This is a genomic window from Pseudomonas gorinensis, from assembly GCF_042015035.1.
GTDB lineage: Bacteria > Pseudomonadota > Gammaproteobacteria > Pseudomonadales > Pseudomonadaceae > Aquipseudomonas > Aquipseudomonas gorinensis.
Genome location: NZ_CP167125.1, coordinates 3,671,457 through 3,685,792 on the forward strand (window position 1 = coordinate 3,671,457; position 14,336 = coordinate 3,685,792).

Genomic DNA, 14,336 nt, shown 5'->3' on the forward strand with positions numbered 1-14,336 from the left:
ACGCAACCTCTGCATGACCCTATGGTCGTATTTGCAGCAAATGACCGAACAAAGGCTTCCCATGAGTGAAGATGCACAAGATGTCGTACTGATCGTCGAAGACGACGAATCCATTATGTTCGTGCTGGGTGAATACCTGGCCGGCCTGGGTTACCGGGTATTGAAGGCCATCGATGGGGAGCAGGCGTTTGAAATCCTCGCAACCAAGCCACACTTGGACCTGATGGTCACAGATTATCGCCTGCCTGGGGGAATCTCCGGGGTGCAGATCGCCGAGCCGGCGATCAAATTGCGGCCGGAGTTGAAAGTCATCTTTATCAGCGGCTACCCGCAGGAAATCCTCGACTGTAATAGCCCGATCACGCGTAATGCGCCGATTTTGGCCAAGCCGTTTGACCTGGATACGCTGCAAGAGCATATCCAGCGACTTTTAGCTTGAAACAGCCCAAGGCGACAGTGTCCGCATGAGGGGACACTGCTTTAAATCGAACCAACGGATTGCCGCCTAGATCGGTCCGTTTACCCGCGTCACGCCTGAATCATCTCCCTGACCTTCGCCGTTAACAGATCAAAGGTGAATGGCTTGGTGATCAACTGCATTCCCGGGTCGAGGAAACCACCGCGCACGGCGGCGTGTTCGGCATAACCGGTGATGAACAGCACTTTGAGATCCGGGCGTATCTGGCGACCGATTTCTGCCAACTGCCGCCCGTTCATACCGGGCAGGCCGACGTCGCTGATCATCAGGTCAATGCGTTGTTCGGACTCGATAATCGGCAGCGCCGCGTCGGCATCTCCCGCTTCGACAAAGCCGTAGCCCAGCTCCTTCAGTACCGCGCAGACCAATACGCGTACGGCCGGGTCGTCCTCAACGATCAATACCGTTTCACCCGCATTGGCAAAGGGCAGCAACGTCGGGTTGTCGGCCTCCAGCGCGGTGAGCTCGCCCACAAAGCGCGGCAGGAACAGGCTGACGGTGGTGCCTTTGCCCACTTCGCTGTGGATCGTCACATGGCCGTGGGACTGACGGGCAAAGCCGTAGATCATCGATAACCCCAGGCCCGTGCCCTGGCCAATGGGCTTGGTGGTGAAGAACGGATCGAAGACTCGGCCCATCAAGTGTTCCGGAATACCGCAGCCGGTATCACTGATGCTGAGTTCTACATAGTCGCCGGGCTTCAAGGTGCCGTAGGCCGCCGTGAAAACGCTGTCCAGATGGCGGTTGGTGGTGTCAACCAGCAGTTTGCCGCCGCCGGGCATGGCATCCCGCGCGTTGATCACCAGGTTGAGCAGGGCACTTTCCAGTTGATTGGGGTCGGCTTCGGCGGTCCATAAGCCATCAGTCAGGTGCATGTCGAGGTCGATGCTTTCGTTGATGCTGCGTTGCAATAACTCTCCCATGGAAGCGACCAGTTGGTTGATATCCACCGGTTTGGAATCCAGCGATTGGCGACGCGAGAACGCCAGCAAACGATGGGTGAGGCCGGCAGCGCGGTTGGCGGACGTCACCCCCAAATCAATCAGGCTATCGAGGTCATCCAGCTTGCCCCGCGATACGCGCCTTCGCAGCAGCTCCAGGCTGCCGATGATCCCCGTCAGCATGTTGTTGAAGTCATGGGCGATACCGCCGGTCAACTGTCCGACCGCTTCCATTTTCTGCGATTGGCGTAATGCCTCTTCGTTGCTGCGCAGTTGGGCCGTGCGTTCCTCGACTTGTTGTTCGAGGGTTTCCAGGGTGCGTTGCAGGCGCAGTTCGCTTTCGCTCAGGTCCACCAGGCGGTCGCGGGCTTCGTATTGCCGGCGTCGACCACGCAGGGCGGCGCTGACCAGGCTGATCAGCGTCACCGGATGGAAAGGCCGCTCCAGGAAGGTCACGTTGCCCAGCAACCCGCTCAGGTGCGAGGAGCCATTCTGTTCGCTGCCGCCGTGGTGGGTCATCAGCACAATCGGCAGGTCTGACCAGGCCGGCTGCTGATGCAGGTGATCCAGCAGCGGTTCGAGGTCGACCCCGCGCAAGGCTTCAGCGGCGATCACCAGCAGGCCGGCACCGTGCTCCAAGGCGTCGCAGAGCATGTTCAGGTTGCTGGCTACCATACCGCTGTAGCCGGCTTCGTTGAGCATCATCAGCGCCAGAGAACCATCGCGCCCCAAGGGTGCGAGGATGATTGCGCGCTCGGAGAGGGGGGAAAAACCGCTCACTATCCCTCTTCCTTGAGCAAGGGTGAGCCGGAGCCTGTGAAGATCGGAATACCGCGCAATACACCCTGGAAGTTGTCGAGGGGCTCGCCCACGGTCATGCCGCCGCTGCCGATACGGTATTCGCGGATCGTCGATTCATGGGAGCCGGTACGTTTCTTGATGATCGAGATGGCCCGACGCACTTTGCCCAATGCTTCGAAGTAACGCAGCAGAATGACCGTATCGGCCAGGTAGGTGATGTCCACGGGGGTCTGCATATCGCCGACCAGCCCGTGTTGAGCGACGGTCATGAACGTGGCAGCGCCCCGGCGGTTGAGGTACAGCAGCAGTTCATGCATATGCAGGATCAGCGCGTTTTCTTCCGGCATGGCGGCCTGATAGCCGTTGATGCTGTCGATGACCACGGTTTTGATACCCCGCTCATCCACGCAGCGGCGCACGCGGTGCGAAAACTCGCCCGGCGACAGCTCCGCAGCGTCGACCTGCTCGATCAGCAGGTTGCCGGTGGCTTGCATCGCGGCGAGGTCGATGCCCATGTTTTTCATGCGCTCGAACAATAGCCCCAGCTCTTCATCGAAAATGAACAGCGCGGCTTTTTCGCCACGGGCGACCGCCGCGGCGGCGAAGATCATCGAGATCAATGACTTGCCGGTCCCCGCAGGGCCGAGGATCAAGCTGCTGGAGCCGGTCTCCACACCGCCGCCCATCAACGCATCCATCTCCGCAATACCGCTGCTCAATGTCTCGCGGATGTAGACGCCGCGATGTTCGGCTGCCACCAGGCGGGGGAATACGTGGATGCCATCGCCCATGATGGTGAAATCGTGGAAGCCGCCTCGGTATTTCTGGCCACGGTACTTCACCACGCGTATACGGCGCCGCTCAGCGCCATAGGTGGGCGTCAGCTCTTCCAGGCGAATCACGCCGTGGGCCACGCTGTGTACGGTTTTATCCAGGGATTCGGTGGTCAGGTCATCCAGCAGCAGCACCGTGGCGTCATAGCGTACGAAGTAATGCTTGATCGCCAGGATCTGCCGGCGATAGCGCAGCGAGCTTTGTGCCAGGAGCCGGATCTCCGACAGGCTGTCGATGACTACGCGGGTCGGCTTGACTCGCTCGACCACTTCAAAAATCTGCCGGGTGGCTTCCCCCAGTTCAAGGTCGGAGGAATACAGCAGGCTCTGCTGGTGCTCGGCGTTGAGCAGGCTTTCCGGCGGGGTCAGTTCGAAGATATGGATATGGTCGTCGAGTTCCCACCCATGGGATTTGGCGCCCTGGCGCAGCTCGCGCTCGGTCTCTGACAGGGTGATATACAAACACCGCTCGCCGTTGTGTGCCCCCGCCTGCAGGAAGTGCAGCGCCACGGTGGTTTTGCCGGTGCCGGGTTCGCCTTCCAGCAAGAACAGATGGCTGCGTGAGAGCCCCCCGGAAAGAATGTCATCAAGACCTTCGATACCGGTGGCCGCCTTTTCACTGAACAGCTCTTTGGATGTAGACAAGAAGTGCCCTCGGGTCACATACAAGTAGAAGGGGCGCCGCCTCAGGGCGCGCCATAAACTCTTGACCGTGGTGGCGTGTGGCGGTTCAACCCATTGTATTAGTTTGTCCGTTTCGCAGGTTTATGCAGGCCTGGTATCAAAGACCTTGTTGCAAGGCCGGGTCGTCTGGGTTCTGTTGCTCAAGTTGGGCCAGCAGTACCTGCACATTTTGCAATTGGCCGCTTTCCTTCCAGTAATTGACCAGCAACACCCGCGCCTTGCGGTTGGCAGGGTGGCGCTGGATGATTTCTTCCAACTGGCGCTGGGCGGCCTCGAGTTCCTGCTGGGCATGCAGGGTGGTGGCGAGGTCGTAGCGGTAATCCTGATTGTCCGGTTCCAGCTCCACGGCCTTGGACAGGCCGAGCAGCGCATAAGGGCGCTCGCCGTGGTGCAGCAGCCACATGCCCAGGGCGTGTTGCAGGTAGGCGGACTCAGGGTGCGCCGCCAATTGGCGAGCCAGCAACTGGCGCGATTCGTCGGTCTTGCCTTGTTTGTCCAGCAGCTCAATTTGCGCGACTACGGCCTGCAGGTTGTCCGGCTGCAAGCGCATCGCCTGTTCCAGGGCGTTTTGTGCCTCCGGCAGCAACGCGCTGTGGATGTACAGCCGCGCCAGTTGAATCCAGCTTTCAGCCGTTTCAGGCTGAGCCTTGAGCGTTTTCACGAATTCATCGAGCACTTGCTGCAATGGCCCGAAATACAGGCCCAGGGTGTCCGGCGAGAGCCCCAGCAAGGCGTTGGCGGCGGCAAAGCGCACGCTTTGCTCGGCGTCCTCCAGGAGTGGCCCGAGCAACAGGGTGCGCTGGCCGGTGGGCACCAGGCCGACAATGCTGCGAATCGCCGCCTCACGAACCCGTGGCGATTCATTGGCCAGGTCCTTGTCGGCCAATTTCAAGGCCTGGGGGCTGGGGTAGTTGGGCAATTCGGCATGCAGCGCGGCGCGACGTTCGTCGGACAGGTCTGGCCGGGCCAACTGCTGATACAGCACGCGGGCCGCCCCCGGTTCGCCGTTGTGCGCCTGTTTCAGGGCCTTGGAATAACCGTGGGCGATGGCAGGGGGCACCGCGACCGGGGTGGCGCGTGAGAAATACCAGGTGATCAGCACAATCAACAACAGGGCGCACAGGCCGACGATGGAGTAACGGCGTGACTTTGACATGCAGGCGTCCGAAAGCTTGGGTAGCTATTGCAAAGCGCTCAGCTTCGGTCAGACCAGGGCGAGTGTCAAACCGGCGTCAGGTCAGCACGTAGTCCACCGGCTCCAGGGCAGGGGGAAGGTCGGTTGCACCGAGGGCGGCGAGGACCTCTCGCTCCAGGGTGCGCACGATGGCGTTGCAGGGCAGGTCGTTCTCGTCGAAGCCGAACGGGTCTTCCAGGTCGTCACCGATTTCATCCAGGCCGAAGAAGGTGTAGCTGACGATGGCGGTGAACACCGGCGTCAGCCAGCCCAGCGGCTCGGCCATGGCGAATGGCAAGAGAATGCAGAACAGGTAAATGGTGCGATGCAGCAGCAGCGTGTAGGGAAAGGGCAGGGGCGTGGCCTTGATCCGCTCGCAGGAAGCCTGTACCTGGCAGAGGCTGACCAGGCGGGTTTCGAGCTGGGTGTAGCGCCATTCACTGATCACGCCGTGTTCGGCCAGCGTGGAAAACCGCGCGCCCAGCTGTTGCAGGACCTGGTCGGGAAGATTGGGATGGGCCGCCGGCACCCCGATCCAGGGCTTGATCGCCTGGGCTTCATCCTCCAGGCGCAGGCGCGCGATCAAACCGTGGGCAAAACCGCACAAGCCGCGCAACAGGCTTGCCCGTTCCAGTGGGTCGCCGAGCACCTGGGTTTCACGTATCAACGAGCGCACATCAATGAGCATCTGCCCCAACTGCTTGCGACCTTCCCACCAGCGGTCGTAGCAGGCGTTGTTGCGAAAGCTCATGAAGATCGACAGCGACAGCCCCAGCAGCGTGAACGGCGTGGCGTTGACCTTGGAGAAATAGGCGGGGTGCAGGGTTTCCACCAGCACGATCACCGAGGCCAGCAATGTCACCAGCAGGCTGCGCAGGGCGATGCGCTTGGCAATCGAGCCCTTGAGGGAAAACAGGATGCCCAGGAGGTTGGGTTTGGGGCGAACGATCATCGCAAGGGGGCTTCTTCGGTGGCGCAGGCCATCAGGTTAGAAGCTGGCGGGCGAACCGTCCAATCGCTTGGGCCGACCGGCTGATCGGTGGGGTCTATGATGAGAAGGCATTGGCCAAACCAGTCAGCCAGGTTGATGGCTTTGACCATTGCTGCTGCAACGCTCTAGAGCGACTATTTCACGGGTTCCGTTTACGTCCTGAAAATAAAAATACAGAAGGATTTAAAGCGATGCGTGAGTATTTGGCTGCCACCACCGAGTTTGATTACCAGCACACCGTAGATGCCGCCTTGGCTGGCAACCTGCAGGGCCTGAATGCCTGTGTTGAATGCTGCGACCGCCATGCCTTGCCTGGGCGTATCGCGTTGTTCTGGGAGGGCAAGGACGGGCGCAGCGCCACGTCCACCTTCAGCGAGTTGCAGGACCAGGCGGCACGCTTCGCCAACTTCCTGCTGGCTCAGGGCGTCAAGCGTGGCGACAAGGTCGCCGGCCTGTTGCCACGCACCGCCGAGTTGCTGGTGGTGGTGTTCGCCACCTGGCGTATCGGTGCGGTCTATCAACCGCTGTTTACCGCCTTTGGCCCCAAGGCCATTGAACACCGCTTGAACAGTTCCGGCGCAGCCCTGGTGGTCACCGATGCGGTGAATCGGCCCAAGCTCGCGGAGGTTCAGGGCTGCCCGACCATCGTCACGGTCACCGGCCCTAAAGGTGAAGGTCTGGTACGGGGCGATTTCAGCTTCTGGGCCGAGTTGCCCAACTATTCCAAGCTCTGCGAGCCGGTGCTGCTGGACGCCGAAGAGCCGTTCCTGCTGATGTTCACCTCGGGCACCACCGGGCCGTCGAAAGCCTTGTCGGTACCGCTCAAGGCCATCGTTGCGTTCCAGAGCTATACCCGTGATGCGGTCGACCTGCGTCCTGAAGACGCGTTCTGGAACGTCGCCGACCCGGGCTGGGCCTACGGCATCTATTTCGGCGTGACCGGGCCGTTGTCCATGGGCCATCCGATCACCTTCTACGACGGCCCGTTCACCCTGGAAAGCACCTGCCGGGTCATCAATAAATACGGGATCACCAACCTCACCGGTTCGCCGACGGCCTATCGCCTGTTGATTGCCGGGGGCGAGCAGTTCGCCCGTTCGATCAAGGGCAAGCTGCGTATTGTCAGCAGCGCCGGCGAACCGTTGAACCCGGAAGTGATCCGCTGGTTTGCCGACAACCTGGGCGTCACCATCCACGACCACTACGGCCAGACCGAACTGGGCATGGTGCTGTGCAACCATCATGGCCTGGCGCATCCGGTACACATCGGCTCGGCTGGGTTTGCTTCGCCGGGGCATCGCATCGTGGTGCTGGATGACGATTACCAGGAGCTGCCCGCCGGCCAACCGGGCATTCTCGCCATTGACCGCGAGCAATCGCCGATGTGCTGGTTCGCCGGCTACGACGGGGTGAAGACCAAGGCGTTCGTCGGTAAGTACTACCTCAGTGGCGACACGGTCGAATTGAACCCGGACGGCAGCATCAGCTTTGTGGGGCGCAGTGATGATGTGATCACCACCTCCGGCTATCGGGTCGGCCCCTTCGACGTGGAAAGCGCGCTGGTTGAACACCCGGCCGTGGTCGAAGCCGCCGTGGTCGGCAAGCCCGACCCGGAGCGCACCGAGCTGGTGAAAGCCTTTGTGGTGATCAACGAGCAATACCGAGCGACCCCGGAGCTGGCCGAAGAGCTGCGCCTGCATGTGCGCAAGCGCCTGGCCGCGCATGCCTACCCGCGGGAAATCGAATTTGTCAGCGACTTGCCCAAGACTCCGAGCGGCAAGCTGCAACGTTTTATCTTGCGTAACCAGGAAATCGCCAAGGCCCAAGCGGCGTTGGCGTGATCCACCTTTCAAGGAAACAATGATGCAGATTGAAAACAAGGTTTTTCTGGTCAGCGGCGGCGCTTCGGGCCTCGGCGCGGCCACGGCCGAGATGCTGATCGCGGCCGGTGCCAAGGTCATGCTGGTGGACCTGAACGCCGAAGCCGTCGCCGCCAAGGCCCGGCAACTGGGTGACAACGCCCGCAGCGCCGTGGCGGATATCAGCCAGGAAGCCGCCGCCGAAGCCGCCGTAAAGGCCGCCGTGGCTGCCTTTGGTGGTCTGCATGGCCTGGTTAACTGCGCCGGCGTGGTGCGGGGCGAGAAAATCCTCGGCAAGAACGGTCCCCACGCGTTGGCCAGCTTCGCCCAGGTGATCAACGTCAACCTGATCGGCAGCTTCAACCTGCTGCGCCTGGCCGCGGCGGCCATCGCCGAAACCGAAGCCAATGCCGAGGGCGAACGCGGGGTGATCATCAACACCGCGTCGGTCGCAGCGTTTGACGGGCAGATCGGCCAGGCGGCGTATGCGGCATCCAAAGGCGCGATCGCCAGCCTGACCCTGCCGGCGGCACGGGAACTGGCGCGATTCGGCATTCGCGTGATGACCATCGCCCCGGGCATCTTCGAAACGCCAATGATGGCGGGCATGACCCCGGAAGTCCGCGATTCTCTCGCCGCCGGTGTGCCATTCCCGCCACGCCTGGGCAAACCTGCCGAGTACGCCGCGTTGGTGCGGCACATCATCGAAAATAGCATGCTCAATGGCGAGGTGATCCGTCTCGACGGTGCCTTGCGCATGGCAGCCAAGTGAGGAGGATGCGTCATGAATGATCCCATCGTGATTGTCAGTGCCGCGCGTACGCCCATGGGCGGGTTCCAGGGCGACCTTAAGGGCCTGACCGCGCCGCAACTGGGCGCTGCCGCGATTCGCGCGGTGGTCGAGCGCGCCGGTATCGCCAACGATGCCGTGGATGAGGTGTTGTTCGGCTGTGTACTGCCGGCCGGCCTCGGCCAGGCACCTGCGCGCCAGGCGGCCCTCGGCGCCGGGCTGGACAAGGCCACGCGCTGTACCACCCTCAACAAGATGTGTGGTTCGGGCATGGAAGCGACCATCCTGGCCCATGACTCGCTGTTGGCGGGCAGCGTCGACGTGGTGGTTGCCGGCGGCATGGAAAGCATGTCCAACGCACCGTACCTGCTGGACCGCGCCCGCAGCGGCTACCGTATGGGCCACGGCAAGGTGCTCGACCATATGTTCCTCGACGGCCTGGAAGACGCCTACGACAAGGGCCGCCTGATGGGCACCTTTGCCGAAGATTGCGCCGAGCACAACGGCTTTGCCCGTGAAGCCCAGGACGCCTTCGCCATTGCCTCCCTGACCCGTGCGCAGCAGGCCATCACCCAAGGCTGCTTCACCGCCGAGATCGTCCCGGTGCAGGTCACCGTGGGCAAAGAGCAGAAGACCATCCTGCACGACGAGCAACCCCCCAAGGCCAAGCTGGACAAGATCGCCAGCCTGAAGCCGGCCTTCCGCGAAGGCGGCACCGTCACTGCGGCCAACTCCAGTTCGATTTCCGATGGCGCGGCGGCGTTGCTGCTGATGCGTGAGTCCGAGGCGCACAAGCGTGGGCTCAAGCCGTTGGCGGTGATCCACGGGCATGCGGCGTTTGCCGACGAGCCGGGCCTGTTCCCGGTGGCGCCAGTGGGGGCGATTCGCAAGCTGATGAGCAAGACCGGCTGGAACCTGGGCGACGTGGACCTGTTTGAAATCAACGAGGCCTTTGCCGTGGTCAGCCTGGTCACCATGAGCAAGCTGGAGATTCCCCACGACAAGGTCAATATCCATGGCGGCGCCTGCGCCCTGGGCCACCCGATTGGTGCCTCCGGCGCGCGGATCCTGGTGACGCTGCTTTCGGCCCTGCGCCAAAAAGGCCTCAAGCGTGGCGTTGCCGCCATTTGCATCGGCGGTGGTGAAGCCACGGCCATGGCCGTCGAATGCTTGTATTAAGGACTCTGTACCATGCTCCCGAATGACGAACAGCTGCAAATCAGTGACGCGGCCCGGCAATTTGCCCAGGAACGCCTGAAACCGTTCGCCGCCGAATGGGACCGCGAGCACCGCTTTCCCAAGGAAGCCATCGGCGAAATGGCCGAATTGGGCTTTTTCGGCATGCTGGTGCCGGAACAATGGGGCGGTTGCGACACCGGCTACCTGGCCTATGCCATGGCCCTGGAAGAAATCGCCGCAGGTGACGGCGCGTGCTCGACCATCATGAGCGTGCACAACTCCGTCGGTTGCGTGCCGATTCTCACGTTCGGCAACGATCAGCAGAAAGAACAATTCCTCAAACCCCTGGCCAGCGGCGCCATGCTCGGCGCCTTTGCCCTCACCGAGCCCCAAGCGGGCTCCGATGCCAGCAGCCTGAAAACCCGGGCGCGCCTGGAAGGCGACCATTACGTGTTGAACGGCTGCAAACAGTTCATCACCTCCGGGCAAAACGCCGGGATCGTGATCGTGTTTGCGGTCACCGACCCCGCCGCGGGCAAGCGCGGGATCAGCGCATTCATCGTGCCGACGAATTCACCGGGCTATACCGTGGCGCGGGTTGAAGACAAGTTGGGGCAGCATGCCTCCGACACCTGCCAGATCCTGTTTGAGGATGTGAAGGTGCCGGTGGCGAATCGCCTGGGCGAGGAGGGCGAAGGCTACCGTATCGCCCTGGCCAACCTTGAGGGCGGTCGCGTCGGTATTGCCTCGCAATCGGTGGGCATGGCCCGCGCAGCGTTCGAAGCGGCGCGCGACTACGCCCGTGAACGCGAAAGCTTTGGCAAAGCCTTGATCGACCACCAGGCCGTGGCGTTCCGCCTGGCGGACATGGCCACGCAAATCGCGGTTGCCCGTCAGATGGTGCATTACGCCGCCGCCCTGCGTGACAGAGGCAAACCGGCCTTGGTCGAGGCGTCCATGGCCAAGCTGTTCGCTTCGGAAATGGCCGAGAAAGTCTGTTCGGCCGCCTTGCAAACCTTGGGCGGTTACGGTTACCTGAGCGACTTCCCCCTGGAGCGGATCTACCGCGATGTGCGGGTCTGCCAGATCTACGAAGGCACCAGCGATATCCAGCGCATGGTCATTTCACGCAATCTTTAAGGAGCCGAAACATGAGTTACGAAACCATCCTGCTCGAAGTCCAAGGCCGTGTCGGACTGATCACCCTCAACCGCCCGCAAGCCCTGAACGCGCTGAACGCGCAACTGGTCAGTGAGCTGAACCTGGCGCTCGACAGCCTGGAAGCCAACCCGGAAATCGGCTGCATCGTGCTCACCGGCTCGAAGAAGGCTTTCGCCGCCGGCGCCGACATCAAGGAAATGGCCGAGCTGACTTACCCCCGGATCTACCTCGACGACCTGTTCAGCGACAGCGACCGTGTGGCCAACCGCCGCAAGCCGATCATCGCCGCGGTCAACGGCTTCGCCCTCGGCGGCGGCTGTGAGCTGGCGCTGATGTGCGACTTTATCCTCGCCGGCGACACTGCCAAGTTCGGCCAGCCGGAAATCAACCTTGGCGTCCTGCCAGGCATGGGCGGCACCCAGCGCCTGACCCGCGCGGTGGGCAAGGCCAAGGCCATGGAAATGTGCCTGACCGGGCGCTTCATCGACGCGGTGGAAGCGGAACGCTGCGGGATTGTCGCGCGTATCGTGCCAGCCGATGAACTGCTGGACGAAGCGCTGAAAGTCGCCACCCTGATCGCCAGCAAGTCGGTACCGATCAGCATGATGGTCAAGGAAAGCGTGAACCGCGCGTTTGAAGTCAGCCTGTCGGAAGGTGTGCGCTTTGAGCGTCGGGTGTTCCACGCAGCGTTCGCCACCCAGGATCAGAAGGAAGGGATGGCGGCGTTCGTGGCCAAGCGCGCGCCAGCGTTCAAGGATAGATAACCCGGTATCCGGAACACCGGGGTTCAAATGGACTTGTTGTGACGAGTGGGCCTGTTGTGGCGAGCGGGCTTGCCCCGCGTTGGGCTGCGAAGCAGCCCCAATAAGCCCCCCGCGTTTATCCAGGCCTATTAAATCGTCGGGTTTTGGGGCCGCTTCGCGCCCCAACGCGGGGCAAGCCCGCTCGCCACAACAAGCCCGCTCACCATATCAAGCCGACTTGCCGCATCAAGCCCACTTGCCGCATCAATTCCACTTGCCACATCAAGCCCCCTCCCACAGCCGTTTCAATCAAAGCTGGTAATTCTTGAGCTCTCGGGCAATCACCATCCGCTGGATCTCGCTGGTGCCTTCGTAAATCTGCGTGATCCGCGCATCCCGGTAGTAACGCTCCACCGGGTAATCCTCCAGGTACCCATACCCTCCATGAATCTGCATGGCCGAGGAGCAGACCTTTTCAGCCATTTCCGAGGCGAACAGCTTGGCCTGGGACGCCTCAGACAGGCAGGGCTTGCCGGCACTGCGCAGGCGCGCGGCGTGCAGGATCAGCAGGCGCGCGGCATTCAGCCGGGTTTGCATATCGGCCAACAGGTTGGCGACGCTCTGGTGCTCGATGATTGCCTTATCGAACTGCACGCGGTCACGGGCATAGGCCAGCGCCGCTTCAAAGGCGGCACGGGCTATGCCCAAGGCCTGGGCGGCGATGCCAATACGGCCACCTTCGAGGTTGGACAGGGCAATTGCCAGGCCTTTGCCGCGCTCACCCAGCAGGTTGGCCTCGGGGACCGTGCATTGGTTGAGGGTGACGGCGCAGGTGTCGGAGGCGCGAATGCCCATCTTGTGTTCGGTACGGTCCACCACGAACCCGGGCGTATCGGTGGGCACCAGGAAGGCGGAGATGCCTTTCTTGCCCAGTTCAGGGTCGGTGACGGCGAACACAATGGCCAGCTTGGCGCGCTTGCCGTTGCTGACAAACTGCTTGGCGCCGTTGATCACCCACTGGCCGTCGCGCAATTCGGCGCGGGTACGCAGGTTATGGGCTTCGGACCCCGCCTGGGGTTCGGTCAGGCAAAAGCAGCCGATGGCCTGGCCGCTGGCGAGGTCCGCCAGCCAGGTTTGTTTCTGTTCGGTGGTGCCGTAGTTGAGGATAGGCCCGCAACCCACTGAATTATGGATACTCATCAGTGCGCCCGTGGCGCCGTCACCGGCGGAAATTTCTTCCACCGCCAAGGCATAGGCCACGTAATCGACGTAGGTGCCGCCCCATTCTTCCGGCACGACCATGCCCAGCAGGCCCAGCTCGCCCATCTTGGCGACCAGGGCATCATCGATCCAGCCGGCTTTTTCCCAGGCCTGGGCGTGTGGGGCGATTTCGCCACGGGCAAAGTCGCGTGCCATGTCACGAATCATGACTTGTTCTTCAGTGTATTCAATATCTTGCATGACTTAGTTCGCAACCTGCTTGAAGGTGTGGAAGAAGCTCTCGACATGGTTGGCATCCAACTCATGGAGCGTCGGCGGATTCCAACGTGGGGTTTTGTCCTTGTCGATAATCAGGGCGCGCACGCCTTCGATCAGGTCGCCACGCTCGAACCATTGGCGGTCCAGGTGCAGCTCCAGGGCAAAGCACTGTTCCAGAGGGAGACGGCGACCGCGCCGCAGCATTTGCAAGGTCACCGCCATGGCCAGCGGCGAGCGGGTTTTCATCAGGTTGGCGGTGGTCATGGCCCATTCATGGCTGTCAGCCACGGTGACTTCCTGCAACTGTTCGACCATGCTCGGTACGTCCGGCAGTGCAAAGAAATGATCGATAGGCGAGCGTAAGGCCGCGAGCGGCGCGTCGGGCAGTTGCTGTACGGCCAGTTTGGCAAGTACGCCTTGCAGGTCCTTGAGTGGGGAGTCCTGCCATGCCAGGCGATCGAGTTTCTGGTCGAGGTCGGCCAGCCTGGTGCTGTCCAGGTACCAATCCGCCAGCCCGCAGTACAGCGCGTCAGCCGCGCGAATCTGCACGCCGGTGACGCCCAGGTAGATACCCAGCTCGCCTGGGATGCGCGGCAGGAAATAACTGCCGCCCACGTCAGGGAAATAACCGATAGCCACTTCCGGCATCGCCAGGCGACTGCGTTCGGTGACGACGCGCAGATCCGCGCCTTGCACCAGGCCCATGCCGCCGCCAAGGACAAACCCGTCCATCAGGGCCAGTACGGGTTTGCGGTAATGGTGGATGGCCAGGTCGAGGGCGTATTCCTCGACGAAAAAATCCTCGTGCAGCGTGTCGCCGTTCTTGAAGCTGTCGTAGAGGGAACGGATATCGCCACCGGCACAGAAGGCTTTTTCGCCGGCACCGCGCAGTACCACGGCGTAGACCTGAGGGTCATCGGCCCAGGCCTGCAGCTGGCGAGACAGGCTGCGGACCATGTCCAGGGTGATGGCGTTTAAGCCGGCAGGGCGATTGAGGGTGAGGTGGCCAATATGGTTACGTACTTGGGCCAGTACTTCGTGCTGCAGATTATCGGTATGGCTTGCTTCGGATGAAACCTGAGCAGTCATCTGTAACTCCCTGCTTTTATTGTTCTTTATCTAGATGTTTGCGGATGAACCATCTCGCGATCCTACCAGTGCAAATTTGCCCAGTACAACCCGGAATCCTGCAGGTCGTTTTTGCATTTATGCAGAAGTGCCGC

The 14,336-nt window shown here is 61.8% G+C and carries 12 protein-coding genes; 6 read left to right on the plus strand and 6 right to left on the minus strand.

Translation table 11 applies throughout. The features are described from left to right. Positions 1-61: 61 nt before the first annotated feature. Positions 62-439, plus strand: a complete 378-nt coding sequence (locus tag AB7933_RS16765) for a response regulator (protein WP_003217591.1) — start codon at positions 62-64, stop codon at positions 437-439. A gap of 89 nt (positions 440-528) precedes the next feature. On the opposite strand, the gene AB7933_RS16770 is transcribed toward AB7933_RS16765, so the two are convergent. From AB7933_RS16770 to AB7933_RS16785, 4 genes are all read right to left on the minus strand, one after another. After that, positions 529-2,199, minus strand: coding sequence for an ATP-binding protein (locus AB7933_RS16770; RefSeq protein ID WP_024075383.1), 1,671 nt, complete (start codon positions 2,197-2,199; stop codon positions 529-531). Further along, on the minus strand, positions 2,199-3,698 hold the full coding sequence (locus tag AB7933_RS16775; protein WP_041161204.1) for an ATPase domain-containing protein: 1,500 nt from the start codon (positions 3,696-3,698) through the stop codon (positions 2,199-2,201). Before AB7933_RS16775 ends, AB7933_RS16770 begins: the two co-directional genes overlap by 1 nt. 136 nt (positions 3,699-3,834) lie before the next feature. After that, on the minus strand, positions 3,835-4,893 hold the full coding sequence (locus tag AB7933_RS16780; protein ID WP_024075385.1) for a tetratricopeptide repeat protein: 1,059 nt from the start codon (positions 4,891-4,893) through the stop codon (positions 3,835-3,837). A 76-nt stretch (positions 4,894-4,969) separates the two neighbouring features. After that, a complete protein-coding gene (locus tag AB7933_RS16785; protein ID WP_024075386.1) occupies positions 4,970-5,863 on the minus strand; it encodes a bestrophin family protein in 894 nt (297 codons plus the stop codon). Between the two features lie 230 nt (positions 5,864-6,093). Between AB7933_RS16785 and AB7933_RS16790 the strand changes: the two genes are divergently transcribed. The 5 genes from AB7933_RS16790 to AB7933_RS16810 are packed head-to-tail and all read left to right on the plus strand — an operon-like array spanning position 6,094 to position 11,655. After that, a complete protein-coding gene (locus AB7933_RS16790; RefSeq protein ID WP_024075388.1) occupies positions 6,094-7,743 on the plus strand; it encodes an AMP-binding protein in 1,650 nt (549 codons plus the stop codon). Between the two features lie 22 nt (positions 7,744-7,765). Further along, positions 7,766-8,533 (plus strand): SDR family NAD(P)-dependent oxidoreductase, encoded by a 768-nt coding sequence (locus AB7933_RS16795; protein ID WP_024075389.1) that lies wholly within the window; start codon positions 7,766-7,768, stop codon positions 8,531-8,533. A gap of 12 nt (positions 8,534-8,545) precedes the next feature. Further along, on the plus strand, positions 8,546-9,730 hold the full coding sequence (locus AB7933_RS16800; protein ID WP_024075390.1) for an acetyl-CoA C-acyltransferase: 1,185 nt from the start codon (positions 8,546-8,548) through the stop codon (positions 9,728-9,730). Positions 9,731-9,742: 12 nt separating this feature from the next. After that, positions 9,743-10,870 carry an acyl-CoA dehydrogenase gene (locus tag AB7933_RS16805; RefSeq protein ID WP_024075391.1) on the plus strand — a complete coding sequence of 376 codons (1,128 nt, stop codon included), beginning with the start codon at positions 9,743-9,745 and terminating at the stop codon, positions 10,868-10,870. An 11-nt stretch (positions 10,871-10,881) separates the two neighbouring features. Further along, complete coding sequence (locus AB7933_RS16810) at positions 10,882-11,655, plus strand: enoyl-CoA hydratase (protein WP_024075392.1); 774 nt, start codon at positions 10,882-10,884, stop codon at positions 11,653-11,655. Positions 11,656-11,943: 288 nt separating this feature from the next. Here AB7933_RS16810 and AB7933_RS16815 read toward each other — a convergent pair whose 3' ends face one another. Further along, on the minus strand, positions 11,944-13,095 hold the full coding sequence (locus AB7933_RS16815; RefSeq protein ID WP_024075393.1) for an acyl-CoA dehydrogenase family protein: 1,152 nt from the start codon (positions 13,093-13,095) through the stop codon (positions 11,944-11,946). Between the two features lie 3 nt (positions 13,096-13,098). Next, complete coding sequence (locus tag AB7933_RS16820) at positions 13,099-14,202, minus strand: enoyl-CoA hydratase/isomerase family protein (protein WP_024075394.1); 1,104 nt, start codon at positions 14,200-14,202, stop codon at positions 13,099-13,101. Positions 14,203-14,336: the final 134 nt, after the last annotated feature.

Coding starts and splice junctions, on each gene's coding strand:
- AB7933_RS16765 (WP_003217591.1), top strand. CDS start 62: ATGAGTGAAGATGCACAAGATGTCGTACTGATCGTCGAAGACGACGAA.
- AB7933_RS16800 (WP_024075390.1), top strand. CDS start 8,546: ATGAATGATCCCATCGTGATTGTCAGTGCCGCGCGTACGCCCATGGGC.
- AB7933_RS16810 (WP_024075392.1), top strand. CDS start 10,882: ATGAGTTACGAAACCATCCTGCTCGAAGTCCAAGGCCGTGTCGGACTG.
- AB7933_RS16785 (WP_024075386.1), bottom strand. CDS start 5,863: ATGATCGTTCGCCCCAAACCCAACCTCCTGGGCATCCTGTTTTCCCTC.
- AB7933_RS16805 (WP_024075391.1), top strand. CDS start 9,743: ATGCTCCCGAATGACGAACAGCTGCAAATCAGTGACGCGGCCCGGCAA.
- AB7933_RS16820 (WP_024075394.1), bottom strand. CDS start 14,202: ATGACTGCTCAGGTTTCATCCGAAGCAAGCCATACCGATAATCTGCAG.
- AB7933_RS16815 (WP_024075393.1), bottom strand. CDS start 13,095: ATGCAAGATATTGAATACACTGAAGAACAAGTCATGATTCGTGACATG.
- AB7933_RS16790 (WP_024075388.1), top strand. CDS start 6,094: ATGCGTGAGTATTTGGCTGCCACCACCGAGTTTGATTACCAGCACACC.
- AB7933_RS16795 (WP_024075389.1), top strand. CDS start 7,766: ATGCAGATTGAAAACAAGGTTTTTCTGGTCAGCGGCGGCGCTTCGGGC.
- AB7933_RS16780 (WP_024075385.1), bottom strand. CDS start 4,893: ATGTCAAAGTCACGCCGTTACTCCATCGTCGGCCTGTGCGCCCTGTTG.